The organism is Acuticoccus sp. I52.16.1 (assembly GCF_022865125.1).
Classification (GTDB): domain Bacteria; phylum Pseudomonadota; class Alphaproteobacteria; order Rhizobiales; family Amorphaceae; genus Acuticoccus.
The window spans coordinates 636358-650670 of record NZ_CP094828.1; the positions used below are offsets into that span (position 1 = coordinate 636358).

The following is a 14313-nucleotide window of genomic DNA, read 5'->3' on the forward strand; positions in this document are numbered from 1 at the left end:
TGGGCAACAGGTTAGCTGGCAGCAGTGCAGGAGACTGCTAGCGCGCGCCGGAAACCTCGGCCGTGTCCGGTAACGTATCCGCCACCACGGCGCGTCGTTCGCCCATCGGCTTCATCGGCCCGACCGTGGTGTCCGTGATCAACTGGTGCTCGACTTCGGCGTTCAACTCGGCGCCGATGAGGAGAATCATCAGCGACACGTAGAGCCACATCATGAAGCCGATCACCGCCCCCAGCGATCCGTAAGTGGCGTTGTAGTTGGCGAAATTGGCCAGGTAGAACGAGAAGGCCGCCGATGCCGCGACCCACAGAGCCGCCGTCAGCACGCTGCCCCAGACGACCCACCGCAGGCGGGGCGGCCGCCGCGACGCACCGTAGCGAAACAGCAGGCTCAGCCCCGAGAGCAGCACCACGAAGAGGATCGGCCACCGCGCCAGGTCGATGATGAGGCCGCCGGTCGACTGCAACCCGATCACCGCCAGCACCGCCGGCACCACGACGATGGCGCCCAGCAGGATCGCCGCCGCGACGATCGCCGCCAACGTGAACGCCAGCGAGATCAGCGTCAGCTTGACGAAGCCGCGCTTCTCCTCCTCGCCGTAGACGACGTTCATGGCCGCGAACAGCGCCTTGACCCCCGCGTTGGCACTCCACAGCGCCACGCCCAGGCCGACCGCGAAGCCGATCCCCAGCGTCCCCTCGTTCTGCGAGGCGAGGCGGCTCAGCTGCTCGCTGACGAGGTCGATCGCCTCGGCCGGCAACACGCCCGTCAGCGCCGTCACGTGCTCCTGCACGGCCGCGACGTCGAACACCAGCCCGTAGAGGGCGACGAACGCGGCCAGCGCCGGGAAGATCGCCAGCAGCAGGAAGAACGTCGCCCCGCCGGCGATGAGAGAGAGGTTGTTGCGGCCGACGTCGCGCACGGTGCGTTTGAGGATCTCCATCCACGCGCCGGGCGGGATCTGGAAGATCCCTTCCGCGTAGCGCCCGTCCACACCCGCCTTCGGCTCCGCAACGTTCATAGACACCGCCTCCTCGTCATTAAGCGCAACCGCCCGTGTGGCGCGCCGGTTCCATGCCGCGGCGCAATCGTCCGGCAGCGGGCGCCGCCGAGGCGAAACGGCGCGTCGGCGGACGGTGCGTTGACTGAGGGCGGATGGACCGGCAGAAACCTTACGGGCCCTTAATGTTCCGGCCCCGTCACGGAGCAGACGCGCGCGAGTATGATGCACGACGCCCTCGCCCCCCGGCCGGACGGCGGCCCGGCCCCGCTCGATCCCTCGGTGGCCCCCGCGCTCGCCGAGATCGCGGCGCTGAAGCGCGTGCCCGGCCTCGCCGATGCGCACCGCTCGCTGGCCGACGAGGGCTTCCGCCGCGCCTGGACCGCTCTCCTCGACGGTGAAGCGCCAGAGACGGTGGCGCTCGCCGAGGTCGCCTTCGCCGCCGTGCAGATCGCCATCGCCCCGGTGGACGCCTCGCAGCTGCGTTTCGCCGGCGTCGAGCCCGAGGACCGCCGCACCGTCTATGCCAACGCCGCCGCCCGGATGATGGGCGACCTCCCGGAGCCCGTCGCCGACCGCCTCGCCGAGATCGTCGAGGGGACGGCGCCGACCGGCGAGGGGCCGCAGTTCGTCGAGCTGCTGGCGACGCAGCCGCGCGCCGGGGCGCTGCGCGAAGGGGCGGCGCGGCTCATCATGCCGCCGGAGGAGATGCAGTCCGAGCACGGCTGGTGCGTCGGCGTGATCGGCGGCCTGTTGCAGCGCCAGCGCGGCGAGCCGGCGGCCGGAGCCTTCCTGCTCGGCCTCGCCCATCATCTGGGCGACGCCTACACGATGACGAGCGCCACCGACCTCTCCGCCGCGCAGCTCCAGCAGGCGCGGGCGCGCTCGGAGCGGCGCGCGCTGGAGCAGTGCGCCGGCGACCTCGCCGAGGCGCTCGAGGCCGGGCTCGCCGCGCGCGAGGACGTCGCCGCCCCGTCCGTCGGCGCCTTCGTCGCCGCCGACCTGATCGACCGCGTCCTGCAGCAGCGCCACTATGCGAACCTCGCGGGCTTCTCGTTGTCCGATGCGATGGACGCGCGGGAATTCGCGGCGCACGGCCCCCTCTACGACTTCCAGCTCGACGTGCTGCGCCGATTCCGCCTCATCTTTTGAGGCGCGGCGATCCGGTCCCGATCGCGGCAAAGACACGACGTCGACCGCCCGCCCCACCCTTTTGCCGGCAAAGTGTCGAGAAAACAGGCGGATTTCGGCCCGCGCGGGGTCGGCGAGACTTGGCAAACCGGCGCGATGAGCCGATAACCTTGCAGCGAAGCATTTCGTTGCGCCGGTGGTCCGATTCCTGCCGACGTCGCGATGTGCGCGGGTGCCGCAGGGGTGTGCGGCGCCAGCCCCACCGCAGGACCTCAGGCCCAATAGTCGACGACCCATGCTGCGCTTTGCCTACAATACGAACGGTTGCGCCTACCATCGCCTGGACGATGCGCTCGACCTCATCTGCGAGTCCGGCTACCAGGGCGTCGCCCTGACGCTCGACAGCCACCACTTCGACCCCCTCGCCGACGACTACGAGGATGCCGCAGGTCGCCTCGGCGAGCGGCTGAAGGCGCTCGACCTCGGCCTCGTGATCGAGACCGGCGCCCTCTACCTTCTCGACCCGCGCGAGGCGATGGAGCCGAGCCTCCTGCACCCGACCGAGGACGGCCGGCGTCGGCGGATCGACCTCGTCGAGCGTGCGGTCAACATCGCCAGGATCTGCGAGGCGGAGGCGGTGACCTTCTTCGCCGGCCGTCGCCGCCGCAACGTCAGCCAGGAGAATGCCGGCGCCTGGTTGCTCGACGGGTTGAGCCAGATCGCCGAGATCGGCGCCAAGGCCGGCGTCGCCGTCGCGCTGGAGCCGGTGCCGGGGCAAATGGTCGGCACGCTGGACGACTTCATGCTCGTGCGTGAGGCGCTGAAGCAGATGACCGGCACTGCGCCGACCCTCTCGCTCGACGTCGGCCATTGCCTGGTGACCGGCGAGCGCGAGCCGGCCGTGGCGGTGAAGGAGTTCGCCCCCGTCCTCGGCGCGGTCGGCATCGAGGACATGGTCCGCGGCCTCCACGAGCATCGCCCGCTCGGCGAGGGCGACCTCGACCTCCCCGCCGTGCTGGCCGCCCTCGACGAAATCGGCTTCGAGAAGCTGATCTCGGTGGAGCTGCCATTGCAGTCGCAGCGCGCGCACGAGATGATCCCCAAAATGATGGACGTCCTGCAGGAGAACCTGCCGAGCGATTGAGAGCCGGCCGCAGGTCGCGCGCTCGGGGAACGGCAGAGTGTAGAGCGGCGCTCGCGCAACCAAGGGCCGTGCGCCCATTGGGCACAGCGGGAAACGGTTGTGCCGCGCGCCGCTCGCGCCACCTCCAGCGGAGGTCATTGCGCCGCACCGGCGCCGCAGACACGATGAGGACGCCTTTGCCATGCGCCTTGCCATCGCCCTCGCGCTGAGCGCCGCACTCGCCGGGCCGGGATATGCCCAGTCGGCCCCGCCGGTGGAGGTCGGCCCGCCCGACGCGCCCGACCAGCGCCCCGCGTTCGAGGGACAGACCCGCGCCCCCCAGCCCGACAATCCGGTCCCCGTCGCGACGCGCATCGTCGCCACGGGCCTGCCAAAGCTGTGGGCGCTGGAGTTCCTGCCGGACGGGCGCATGCTCGTCACCGCCAACTCCGGCTCGATGCACATCCTCACCGAGAACGGCCACGTCGGCCCGATGATCGCCGGCGTCCCCAGCGTCGACTCGCGCGGCCAGGGCGGCCTCCTCGACCTCGCCCTCGACCCCGACTTCGCCTCCAACCACCAGATCTATTTTTCCTACGCCGAGCCGCGCGGTGACGGTGTCAACGGCACCTCCGTCGCCACCGCCACCCTGGAGCTGCGCGAGGGCAACACCGCCGCGCTGAAGGGCGTGCGCGTCATTTTCCGGCAGAAGCCGGGCTATGCGGGGACCAAGCACTTCGGCTCCCGCCTCGCCTTCGCGCCGGACGGCACGCTCTTCGTCACCACCGGCGAACGCTCCGACACGCCGATCCGCGACAGCGCCCAGGCGCTCGACGCCGGAATGGGCAAGATCTTCCGCATCAACCGCGACGGCACCGTGCCCGACGACAACCCGTTCGCCGGACGCGAGGACGTGCAGCCGGCCATCTGGTCCTACGGCCACCGCAACCTGCAATCGGCCCTCGTCGACGCCGACGGCCGGCTGTGGACGGTGGAGCACGGGCCGCGCGGCGGGGACGAGCTGAACCGCCCGCAGGCCGGCCTCAACTACGGCTGGCCCGTCATCACCTACGGTGTCGACTACAGCGGCGCGCCGATCGGCGAGGGGCTGACGCAGATGGAGGGGATGGAACAGCCGGTCTACTACTGGGATCCGGTGATCGCCCCCTCCGGCATGGCGCAGTACGAGGGCGACCAGTTTCCGCAGTGGCGCGGGCGCTTCCTGGTCGGCGGCCTCAAGGCGCGGGCGGTCGTGGTGCTCGACGTGAAGGACGACAAGGTCGTGACCGAGGCGTGGGTGCCGCTCAACGCACGCGTGCGCGACGTGAAAGTCGGCCCCGACGGCGCGGTCTACGCCGTGACCGAGACGGGCAACTCCTCCAACATCGTCAAGCTCGTGCCGCGGAAGGGCTCCTGAGCGGGCCCGCCCGCCGCCGCCGCCCTCGCCACGCCGATCCCCCCGGTTTCGATAACGCCGGATTCGCCTTCCACGCGGACCGGTTAGGCCGCGACGCGGCGTTCGCCGCCACCGGCGAGCGCGGCCGATTAAGCTTGCAGCGAAGAGCGGACTGCGCGACTTGACGGCAGGGCTCGACACGCTCGATTTTCTGGTGCGACGCCGCCGGTCAAGTCGTGCTAGTTGCGCCGCATCGACCGGGTTGCCACGACGGGAGGAGAGGCATGAAGAAAGTTTACGGGTCCGCAGCGGAGGCGCTCGACGGGCTTCTGTTCGACGGCATGTTGATCTCTGCCGGCGGCTTCGGCCTCTGCGGCATTCCCGAGCTCTTGATCGCCGCGATCCGCGACGCGGGCACCAAGGACCTCACCGTCGCCTCCAACAATGCCGGCGTCGACGACTTCGGCCTCGGCGTCCTCCTTCAGACCAAACAGGTCAAGAAGATGATTTCGTCCTACGTGGGCGAAAACGCCGAGTTCATGCGCCAGTACCTGTCGGGCGAGCTGGAGCTGGAATTCAACCCGCAGGGCACACTGGCCGAGCGCATGCGTGCCGGCGGCTCCGGCATTCCGGGCTTCTACACCAAGACCGGCGTCGGCACCCTCGTCGCCGAGGGCAAGGAGCACAAGGACTTCGACGGCGAGACTTACATCCTGGAGCGCGGCATCGTCGCCGACCTCGCCATCGTCAAGGCCTGGAAGGCGGACGACACCGGCAACCTCGTCTTCCGCAAGACCGCGCGGAACTTCAACCCGCCGGCCGCCATGTCCGGCAAGGTCTGCGTCGTCGAGGTCGAGGAGATCGTCCCGCGCGGCTCGCTGGACGGCGACCAGATCCACCTCCCCGGCATCTACGTCCACCGCATCATCCAGGGCGAGCACGAGAAGCGCATCGAGCAGCGCACCACGCGCAAGCGCGAAGCGGCCTGACCCCTCGGGCCGCCGACGCGACCGATGTGACGCCCCTGCGGGGGCAAGGACAATCCGGCGAGACCGCCGACTTTTCAGGAGATGGCTTGTGCCCTGGGACCGCAATCAAATGGCCGCTCGCGCCGCGGAAGAGCTCGAAGACGGCATGTACGTCAACCTCGGGATCGGCATCCCGACCCTCGTCGCCAACTATGTCGGCGACAAGGACATCACCCTGCAGTCCGAAAACGGCATGCTGGGGATGGGCCCCTTCCCCTACGAGGGCGAGGAGGACCCGGACCTCATCAATGCCGGCAAGCAGACGATCACCGAACTGAACCGCACCGCCTATTTCGACAGCGCGACCTCGTTCGGCATGATCCGCGGCGGCAAGATCGCGGCCGCCATCCTGGGCGCGATGGAAGTGGCCGAGAACGGCGACCTCGCCAACTGGATGATCCCCGGCAAGCTCGTCAAAGGCATGGGCGGGGCGATGGACCTCGTCGCCGGCGTCGGCAAGGTGATCGTGGTGATGGACCATACCAACAAGGCCGGCGAGTCCAAGGTGCTGAAGGAATGCACCCTGCCGCTGACCGGAACCGGCGTGATCGACCGCATCATCACCAACCTCGGCGTGCTGGACGTCGTCGAGGGCGGGCTGAAGATCGTCGAGTGTGCCGACGGCGTGACCGAGGACGAGCTGCGCGCCGCCACCAAGGCGACCATCGTCGACTGAGGCGCGTTCGCACCGCCCGAGGCGGGTTACGCCCCCGGCGACGCGAACGCTCCATGTCCCCCGCCGACCCCGCTGGGCCGGCGGCACGATCCCGCCGGCGCCCGAGCCAGCGGCCCGAGGGAGGAAAACGAGACCCATGACCGAGCCCGTAACGCTGACCTTCGACGGCCCCATCGCCGTCATGACGATCGACAATCCGCCGGTGAACGCGCTGTCCCAGGCGGTGATCGACGGAATGCGCACCTGCTTCCACGCGTTCGCGGCGGGCGAGGCGACGGGCCTGGTCATCGCCTGCACCGGCCGCACCTTCGTCGCCGGCGCCGACATCACGATGTTCGACGATCCGTCCTTCTCCGCCGCCCCCTTCAACGCCCTCCTCGCCGACATCGAAGCGTGCGACAAGCCGGTCGCCGCGGCGCTGTTCGGCACGGTGCTGGGCGGTGGGCTGGAGCTGGCGATGGCCTGCCACATCCGCATCGCGCACCCGGCGACCCGCGTCGGGTTGCCGGAGATCAACCTCGGCCTCCTCCCCGGCTCACTCGGCACGCAGCGTCTGCCGCGCCTCTCGGGCCTCGCCACGGCGCTGGAGATGATCTCTTCGGGCAAGCCGATCGCGGCGGAGAAGGCGGTCGGCGCCGGCCTCGTCGACCATCTCGCCGACGATCCGAAGGAGGCCGCCATCCACGCGGTCGCCGACGCCATCAACTCCGGCAAGCCGCCCCGGCGTGCCAGCCGGCTCGCCATCCCCGACCTCGACCAGGCGGACGAGATCATCGCCGGCGCCAAGGCCGCCGCGGACGCCAAGCCCTTCCTGCCGTCGCTCGGCGCCATCGCCGCGTCGCTGGAGGCCGCGACGAAGAGCTTCGCCGAGGGCGAGCGGGTCGAGGCGGCCGAGTTCGAGAAGCTGCGCGCCACCGCGACCTCGCGCGCGCTGCGCCACATCTTCTTCGCCGAGCGCGAGGCGCAGCGCGTTCCGGGGCTGCCGAAGGGCATCGAGCCGCGGCCGATCAAGACCGTCGGCATCGTCGGCGTCGGCACCATGGGCGGCGGCATCGGCATGACCTTCGCCAACGCCGGCTTCCCGGTGACGCTGGTGGAGACCACCGACGCGGCGCTGGAGCGTGGCCTCGGCATCATCGAGAAGAACTACGCCGGCTCCGTCAGCCGCGGCCGCATGTCCGAGCACGAGGCCAAAGAGCGCCGCGCCCTGATGACCGGCACCACCGAGATGAAGGCGCTCGCCGACGCCGACCTCATCATAGAGGCGGTGTTCGAGGACATGGCGCTGAAGCTCGACGTCATCAAGAAGCTCGCCGCGATCGCCAAGCCCGGCGCCATCATCGCCACCAACACCTCGACGCTCGACGTCGACAAGATCGCCGCCGCCTCCAGCCGCGCGTCGGACGTCCTGGGGACACACTTCTTCTCTCCGGCCAACGTCATGAAGCTGCTCGAGGTCGTGCGTGGCGACGAGACGGCGCCGGACGTCCTGCACACGGTGATGAAGCTCTCCAAGCCGATCGGCAAGACGGCCGTCGTCTCGGGCGTGTGCTTCGGCTTCATCGGCAACCGCATGACCGAGGTGTACCTGCGCGAGGCCGACGCGATGCAGCTCGAGGGCGCGAGCGCGGCCGAGATCGACAAGGTGGTCGAGAACCCGGCGTGGCTGGGCCTGGCGATGGGCCCCAACCGCATGGGCGACATGGCCGGCGTCGACGTGATGGCCCGCATCGTCAACGGCTGGGTGGAAGCGGGCGAGGGCCCGCAGGCGCCGGACTACCGGGCGCTGGTGCGCGCGCTCTTCCACCGCGGCAAGTTCGGCCAGAAGACCGGCGCCGGCTTCTACACCTACGAGGGCCGCACGCCGATCCCGAGCGAGGAGACCGCCGCCCTCGCCCGGGAGCTGGCGACGATGCACAACATCGCCCCGCGCGAGCACTCCGACCAGGAGATCTTCGAGCGCCTGCTCTACCCGATGATCAACGAGGCCGCGCTGATCCTGATGGAAGGGATCGCCTACCGGCCCGGCGACGTGGACGTGGTGTGGACCTCCGGCTACGGCTTCCCGGCCTGGCGCGGCGGCCCGCTCTTCATGGCCGACGAGATCGGCATCGCCGAGATCGTCTCCCGGCTGGACCATTATGCCGCGACTCTCGGCAATCCGCACGGATACTGGACGGTGGCGCCGCTGCTGCGCGACCTCGCCGCTTCCGGCCAGCGCCTGTCCGACTGGCGCCCGAGCTGATACGCCCCGGCCTCCGGCCGACCCGCGCCGCCATGTCCGGTCGTCCCGCGCCGGCGTCTCCGGCGGGCTCCGGGTGCGACGACGGGCGACCGGCCGGGCGAACGGATGCCCCATGCGCCGTCATCGCGGCCCGCCGCGGTGCGCAGGCATGACGCGCCCGCCGGACCTCCCGCCCGCCGGACCTCCCGCCCGGCGGCGCCGCGCGGCGGCCGGCCGGCCCGTCGTCCCGTCGCGCCGGGTGATGCCGAGAGGCTTGATCCCCCGTGGCGGCCGGCCGATGCTCCGGCCGCGCCCCACGGGCCGCGAGGCGATAGCATGATGACCACCCGCCAGCCCCCGCACCGTCTTCGCGGATACCCCGCGACCACCGCTCGCCCCGTCTGGCGGTCGGGGCCGCGCGGCGTGGGCGTCGTCATCCCCTTCCGCCGCTACGACGCGGGGTTGGAGGAGGCCGTCGCCTCCGTCTGGGCGCAGTCGGGCGTGGAGGCCGAGGCCATTCTCGTCGCGGTCGGCGTTTCCGAGCGGGACCACCTCCGCGCCGAGCGTCTCGCGGCCAAGGGGCGCGGCCGGATCGCGAGCGCCGCGACGTCGGGTGCCGCCCTCGCCCACGGCACGGCCGCCTCGGGCGCCCCCGTCCTGACGACACTCGATCCCGAGACGACCCTCGCCCCCCACAAACTCGCCGCCGATGTCGACATCATCGGCACGGACCCGCGCGCCATCGCCGTCTGCGACCTGGAGCGCCGCCAGCTCGGCGCGCCGGTGCGCTGGTCCTTCGGCGCGCTCGGCGGTCTCGCCGGCGGCGCCCTCACCGCCGCGGTGGCCGCGCGCGGCCCGGCCCTGCCCCGGCATATCGCCTTCTCGCGCGCCCTCTACGGCCGCACCATGGGCTACGGCCCGACCCTCGGCCGCTTCGCCGACTGGTCGCTCGCCATCGAGCTGAGCGGCCTCGCCTCCGGCGTCGTGCGCACGCCGCAGGTCGGCCTCGTCTGGACGCCGCGGCCCGGCCGCACGCCCGCATGCGAGGCGATGTGGGACGCCGCCCTCGACCTCCACCGCGCCTTCCTGTGCCAAGCGGACATGCTCGCCACCCGCTTCGGCGCCGAGGCGCTCACCTTTCTGCGCAGCGCCGCCGAGACCCTCGTCGTCTCCGCGCCCATGCGTGATGCGTGGGACCATCTGGAGGCCCGCGCGACCTTCCCCGGCCACGTCCTGACAGACCTGCGCGCCCTCGGCCGGGCCCTCGACACGACCTGCGGGCCCGCGCAGGTGCGTCTGGAACGGGCCTACGCCGCGTTGACGGTGCCGGCATGAGCGCACCCAACCTCGGCTTCGACCATTTCACGTCGATCGCCCCGGTCGGGATCGCCGCCCAGGTCGACAAGCTCGCGACGTGGCATGCCGCCCACGGCCGCCCCGTCTTCACCGTCAACCACGCCCGCGAGTTCGATACCTTCGCCGCCGACCTGCCGCCGTGGATGATCCCGGTCGAGGTCGACTTCGCGCGCGCCTACGGCCGCGACTACCTGCCCCTTCGCGCCCTGCGGGACGGCATCGCCCGTGCCGCCTCCCCCACCGCCGAGCGCATCGTCTTCACCAACTCCGACATCAAGGTCCGCGGGATCGACGATGTCGCCGCCCTGGTCACCGCCCCGGCCGACCTCACCTTCGCCTCCCGCAGCGACGTCAGGCCCGACGGCACCGACGCCGGCCTCTACACTGACGGGTTCGACGTCTTCGCGTTCTCGCGCGACAGCCTCGGCGTGCTGGAGCGGGACGACTTGCGCCTCGGCATGCCCTGGTGGGACTACATGGTGCCGGTGCTGGCGATCCTCGCCGGACACACCGTGCGCCGGCTGGACGACGCGGTCTTCCCCCACATCACCCACTCCCAGCGCTGGTCCGAGGTCGCCTACCAGGACATCGGCGTGCGCTGCCTCATGGACATGGCGCCCGACCTGATCGACGCGGACGCCATCACCGGCGCGAAGATCATGACCTTCGCCCGCTTCACCAACGACATCCTCAACAGCGACGCCCTCGGCGACCGGCGCGCCGACGCGCGCCCCACGGACCTGCGCGCCGACATCCGTCGCGTCATCCGCAACATCTTCCGCGACGACACCGACGCGCCCGACCGGGCCGACTATCGCCCCACTCAGGATCTCCTCGGGAGCGATCAGCCGGGGGTCGCCGTCGCGCTCGTCGCCCCTGCGACGCTGGAGCCGGTCCCCGGCGCCTGGAAGCTCAGCCGCAACGGTGCCCCCTACGGCGGAATGTGCCGGATCGTCGCCGAGGTGAAGCGCGGCGGCCGCTACGAGGTCGAGCTGGTCGCCACCAGCGTCGGCAAGCGTCTCAGTGTCGCCATCGGCGGCACGCGCCTGCATCTCACCGAGCCGCGGACGATCCGCCAGTCGGTCTTCGCCCCGCACGAGACGCTGACGATCGACCTCGATCCCGGCGAGGACACCAAGGGCACCGCCACCCTGGCCGCCCTGCGCCTGCGCCGGATGGCGAGCGCCTGACGTCCTCCCGCCGGCGGGGCTCCGAAGGGAGCACGCGGCGCTCACCGCCGGACCGCTCACGACCACGCGCGAGGCGTGCCGGCGTGGTGTCCCGGTCGTCCGCGGCGCGCCCTATGCGCCGAGTTCCGCCGTCACGAGGGCGAGGAGCGCTTGCGCGGCGCGGGTCTTGTGGCGCTGCGGGTGGGTGAGAACCGCGAAGGGGCGAACCGGACGCGGCGCCCAGGTGACACGCCGCATCGCGATACGCCGCGTGCGAAACGCGCCGACCGCGCGGCGGGAGAGGATAGTCACCGCATCGCCCGCGCCGACCGCCGCCAGCACCGCCTCGTTCGACGGCAGCTCGAGCGCCACGTCGAGATCCGCGGCGGTGAGGCCCATCACCGCGAAGTGCGCCTCCGCGGCCGACCGTGTGCCCGAGCCCGGCTCGCGCAGGACCCACCGCAACGCGCGATAGTCGCCGGCGGTGAAGGCCGGCCGCCGCGTCTCCCCGTGACCGCGCGCCAGCACCATGACCAGTTCGTCCCGCGCGACCACTTCGCGGTGGAGGTCGTCCGCCGGCACCTCGCCCTCCACGAACCCGAGGTCGGCCGCCCCCTCCCGCACCGCCCGCGCCGCGTGCGCCGTGTTGCCCACGCTGAGCGCGATCTGGATCTTGGGGTGACGATCGTGCAGCGCCATCAGGTGGCCCGGCAGCCAGTAGCTCGCCACCGTCTGGCTGGCGGCGATGCGCAGCCGCCCGCGCATCTCCCGCGCCAGATCGTCCAGCACCAGCCGCGTCGTCTCCGCCTGGGCCAGCAGGCTGCGCGCCGCGTCGATGAAGATCTCGCCGGCCTCGGTCGGCGCGATGCCCCGCCCCACCCGGTCGAACAGCGCCACGCCGTGTTGCGCCTCCAGCGCGGCGATCGCCGACGAGACGGCCGATTGCGTCAGGTGCAGCGCTTCCGCCGCGCGCGTGACGTGCCGCCGCTCCGCCACCGCCAGGAAGATGCGCACCTGATCCAGGGTCATGCGGAAACTCATCGGCAAAATCGATTGGTTTGCTCAGAATATTCAATTGGATCGAATGATCAAGGCGCGCCACATTGGCTGCATTGCGATGAGGACCGGCGCGATGGCGATTATGAGCGTGCAAAATTCCCCTTCCACGGCGGAGGGTTGGCTGCAGCGCTTGCGCCCCGTGGCGCCGGGGCTCGCCCTCGCCGCGGTGCTGGCGGCGCTGGCGATGCCGCTGGCGGCGTGGTCCGGTTCGCCGCTGATCAGCCCCATGGTGCTGGCGATGGTGGCCGGCATCGCCATCCGCAACACGGTCGGCCTCGGCGAGGGGATGCTTCCGGGCGTCAAGGTGGCGCTGCGGCCGGTGCTCCGGCTCGGCATCGTCCTCCTCGGCGCCCGGCTGACGTTCGAGCAGCTCGGCGCCATCGGCCTCTCCGGCGTCGCCGTCGTCGCGCTGGCGCTGGTGTCGACCTTCCTGTTCACCAAGGCCGCCGCGCGAGTGCTCGGAGTCGACGCCAAGCTCGGCGAGCTGATCGCGGCCGGCACCTCCATCTGCGGTGCGTCGGCGGTGCTGGCGGTCAACACCGTCACCCGCGCGCACGACGAGGATGTCGCCTACGCGATCGCCTGCGTCACGGTGTTCGGCTCGCTGTCGATGCTGCTCTTTCCGCTGCTCGCCGGCCCGCTGGGCTTCTCGCCCGAGGCGTACGGGCTCTGGGTCGGGGCCAGCGTGCACGAGGTGGCGCAGGCGGTCGGCGGCGGCTTCGCGCTGGGCGACGTCGCCGGTGAGACGGCCACCGTCGCCAAGCTCGGTCGCGTGATCCTCCTGGCGCCGATGATCCTGATCCTGGGCGCCGTGGCGGCACGACGCGGCGGCGCGGTCGCCGGACGCGCGCCGATGCCGTGGTTCGTGTTCGGCTTCGTCGCGGTGGTCGCGCTCAACTCGCTGGTGGCGTTCCCCGCGGTCGCCGTCCACGGCGCGGCGAGCGCGTCGACGCTCCTTCTCACCATGGCGCTCGGCGCGATGGGGCTGGAGACGGACCTCGCCAAGCTGCGGCTGAAGGGCGTGCGGCCGCTACTTCTCGGCGCGGTGGCATGGGTCTTCATCGCCGCGGTGACGGCGGCGCTCGTCACCGCCGCCTAGAGCGTTTCGCGCTCGGAATGAATCGCTGTGGGATTCCCGAATCAGCGGAAGTCTGATTCAGCATCATGGCTGGCGATGGGGGGCCAGTCATGATGCCCAAGCTGCTCTCTGAGGATCTTCGCCTTCGCGTGGTTCGCGCCATCGACGATGGAATGTCCCGCCGGCAGGCCGCGGCGCGGTTCGAGGTCGCCCCGTCCACGGCGATCCGATGGTACGAGGCTTGGCAACGCACCGGCTCATGCCGCGCCAAGCGCCAGGGCGGCGACCGCTGGTCCCACGTCACCGAAGCCCACGCCGAGCGCATCCTCGCGATCCTGGACGGCACCGGCGACATCACCCTGGTCGAGCTGAAGGCAAGGCTCGGTGAGAGCGGCGGCACGGTCTCCATCTCGGCGCTGTCGCGCTTCTTCCGTCGCCACGGGATCACGCGCAAAAAAAGACCGGCCACGCGGCCGAGCAGGACCGCGCGGATGTCCTTGCCCGGCGGCACGCCTGGTTCGACGGGCAGGACGAGCTCGACGCCGAGCGCCTGATCTTCATCGACGAGACCTGGGCCAACACGAAGATGGCCCGCACCCACGGCCGCTGCGCCCGGGGGACAAGGCTGCGCATGCCGCTGCCGTTCGGCCATTGGAAGACGACCACGCTGGTCGCCGGGCTCTCGCTGTCCGGGATCGTCGCGCCTATGGTGCTCGACCGGGCGATCAACGGCGTATGGTTCGAGACCTACGTGGAGCAGGTTCTCGCACCATGCCTGTCGCCGGGCGACGTCGTCGTGATGGACAACCTCGGCAGTCACAAGGGTTGGCGCGTTCGCGACCTGATCGAGAGCGCCGGGGCGAGGCTCGTGTTCCTCCCGCCCTACAGCCCCGACTTCAACCCGATCGAGATGGCCTTCGCCAAGATCAAGGCGCTCCTTCGAAAGGCGGCGGAGCGAACCGTCGATGACCTGTGGGACCGCATCGGCGCGGTCCTCGACCTCGTCACGCCAGACGAAGCCCGAGCCTACTTCCGAGCCGCCGGCTATGACCCGGACTGAGCGCGAAGTGCTC

12 protein-coding genes are annotated in these 14313 nt (G+C 71.1%); 10 read left to right on the forward strand and 2 right to left on the reverse strand.

The genetic code is table 11. The annotated features are described in order from the left end of the window. Nucleotides 1-37: 37 nt before the first annotated feature. Nucleotides 38-1021, reverse strand: a complete 984-nt coding sequence (locus tag MRB58_RS02910) for a YihY/virulence factor BrkB family protein (RefSeq protein WP_244780202.1) — start codon at nucleotides 1019-1021, stop codon at nucleotides 38-40. A 201-nt stretch (nucleotides 1022-1222) separates the two neighbouring features. Between MRB58_RS02910 and MRB58_RS02915 the strand changes: the two genes are divergently transcribed. The 8 genes from MRB58_RS02915 (at nucleotide 1223) to MRB58_RS02950 (ending at nucleotide 11124) form a co-directional block, all read left to right on the forward strand. Further along, a complete protein-coding gene (locus MRB58_RS02915) occupies nucleotides 1223-2152 on the forward strand; it encodes a hypothetical protein (protein WP_244780203.1) in 930 nt (309 codons plus the stop codon). 274 nt (nucleotides 2153-2426) lie between these two features. Further along, nucleotides 2427-3275 carry a sugar phosphate isomerase/epimerase gene (locus MRB58_RS02920; protein WP_244780204.1) on the forward strand — a complete coding sequence of 283 codons (849 nt, stop codon included), beginning with the start codon at nucleotides 2427-2429 and terminating at the stop codon, nucleotides 3273-3275. Between the two features lie 181 nt (nucleotides 3276-3456). Further along, entirely contained in the window at nucleotides 3457-4671 is a 1215-nt protein-coding gene (locus tag MRB58_RS02925; RefSeq protein ID WP_244780206.1) for a PQQ-dependent sugar dehydrogenase, read from the forward strand. Nucleotides 4672-4934: 263 nt separating this feature from the next. Further along, entirely contained in the window at nucleotides 4935-5639 is a 705-nt protein-coding gene (locus MRB58_RS02930) for a CoA transferase subunit A (RefSeq protein ID WP_244780207.1), read from the forward strand. An 88-nt stretch (nucleotides 5640-5727) separates the two neighbouring features. Then, entirely contained in the window at nucleotides 5728-6354 is a 627-nt protein-coding gene (locus tag MRB58_RS02935; protein ID WP_256461701.1) for a 3-oxoacid CoA-transferase subunit B, read from the forward strand. Between the two features lie 136 nt (nucleotides 6355-6490). Next, nucleotides 6491-8599 (forward strand): 3-hydroxyacyl-CoA dehydrogenase NAD-binding domain-containing protein, encoded by a 2109-nt coding sequence (locus MRB58_RS02940; protein WP_244780210.1) that lies wholly within the window; start codon nucleotides 6491-6493, stop codon nucleotides 8597-8599. A gap of 315 nt (nucleotides 8600-8914) precedes the next feature. Continuing rightward, nucleotides 8915-9913, forward strand: coding sequence for a hypothetical protein (locus tag MRB58_RS02945; protein ID WP_244780212.1), 999 nt, complete (start codon nucleotides 8915-8917; stop codon nucleotides 9911-9913). Beyond that, complete coding sequence (locus MRB58_RS02950) at nucleotides 9910-11124, forward strand: hypothetical protein (RefSeq protein ID WP_244780213.1); 1215 nt, start codon at nucleotides 9910-9912, stop codon at nucleotides 11122-11124. Before MRB58_RS02945 ends, MRB58_RS02950 begins: the two co-directional genes overlap by 4 nt. 111 nt (nucleotides 11125-11235) lie before the next feature. On the opposite strand, the gene MRB58_RS02955 is transcribed toward MRB58_RS02950, so the two are convergent. Then, nucleotides 11236-12132, reverse strand: coding sequence for a LysR substrate-binding domain-containing protein (locus MRB58_RS02955; protein ID WP_244780215.1), 897 nt, complete (start codon nucleotides 12130-12132; stop codon nucleotides 11236-11238). 112 nt (nucleotides 12133-12244) lie between these two features. On the opposite strand from MRB58_RS02955, the gene MRB58_RS02960 reads away from it, so the two are divergent. Together MRB58_RS02960 and MRB58_RS02965 are read left to right on the forward strand one after the other, a co-directional pair. Beyond that, a complete protein-coding gene (locus tag MRB58_RS02960) occupies nucleotides 12245-13261 on the forward strand; it encodes a YeiH family protein (protein ID WP_244780217.1) in 1017 nt (338 codons plus the stop codon). Between the two features lie 92 nt (nucleotides 13262-13353). Beyond that, nucleotides 13354-14300 (forward strand): IS630 family transposase gene (locus tag MRB58_RS02965; protein ID WP_244781858.1). Its coding sequence is split into 2 segments (ribosomal slippage): nucleotides 13354-13690 and nucleotides 13690-14300, totalling 948 coding nucleotides; the frame shifts between segments, so codons are not numbered across the junction. The last annotated feature ends 13 nt before the right edge of the window (nucleotides 14301-14313 follow it).

Coding starts and splice junctions, on each gene's coding strand:
- MRB58_RS02920 (WP_244780204.1), top strand. CDS start 2,427: ATGCTGCGCTTTGCCTACAATACGAACGGTTGCGCCTACCATCGCCTG.
- MRB58_RS02945 (WP_244780212.1), top strand. CDS start 8,915: ATGATGACCACCCGCCAGCCCCCGCACCGTCTTCGCGGATACCCCGCG.
- MRB58_RS02955 (WP_244780215.1), bottom strand. CDS start 12,132: ATGACCCTGGATCAGGTGCGCATCTTCCTGGCGGTGGCGGAGCGGCGG.
- MRB58_RS02930 (WP_244780207.1), top strand. CDS start 4,935: ATGAAGAAAGTTTACGGGTCCGCAGCGGAGGCGCTCGACGGGCTTCTG.
- MRB58_RS02910 (WP_244780202.1), bottom strand. CDS start 1,021: ATGAACGTTGCGGAGCCGAAGGCGGGTGTGGACGGGCGCTACGCGGAA.
- MRB58_RS02940 (WP_244780210.1), top strand. CDS start 6,491: ATGACCGAGCCCGTAACGCTGACCTTCGACGGCCCCATCGCCGTCATG.
- MRB58_RS02925 (WP_244780206.1), top strand. CDS start 3,457: ATGCGCCTTGCCATCGCCCTCGCGCTGAGCGCCGCACTCGCCGGGCCG.
- MRB58_RS02960 (WP_244780217.1), top strand. CDS start 12,245: ATGAGCGTGCAAAATTCCCCTTCCACGGCGGAGGGTTGGCTGCAGCGC.
- MRB58_RS02950 (WP_244780213.1), top strand. CDS start 9,910: ATGAGCGCACCCAACCTCGGCTTCGACCATTTCACGTCGATCGCCCCG.
- MRB58_RS02915 (WP_244780203.1), top strand. CDS start 1,223: ATGATGCACGACGCCCTCGCCCCCCGGCCGGACGGCGGCCCGGCCCCG.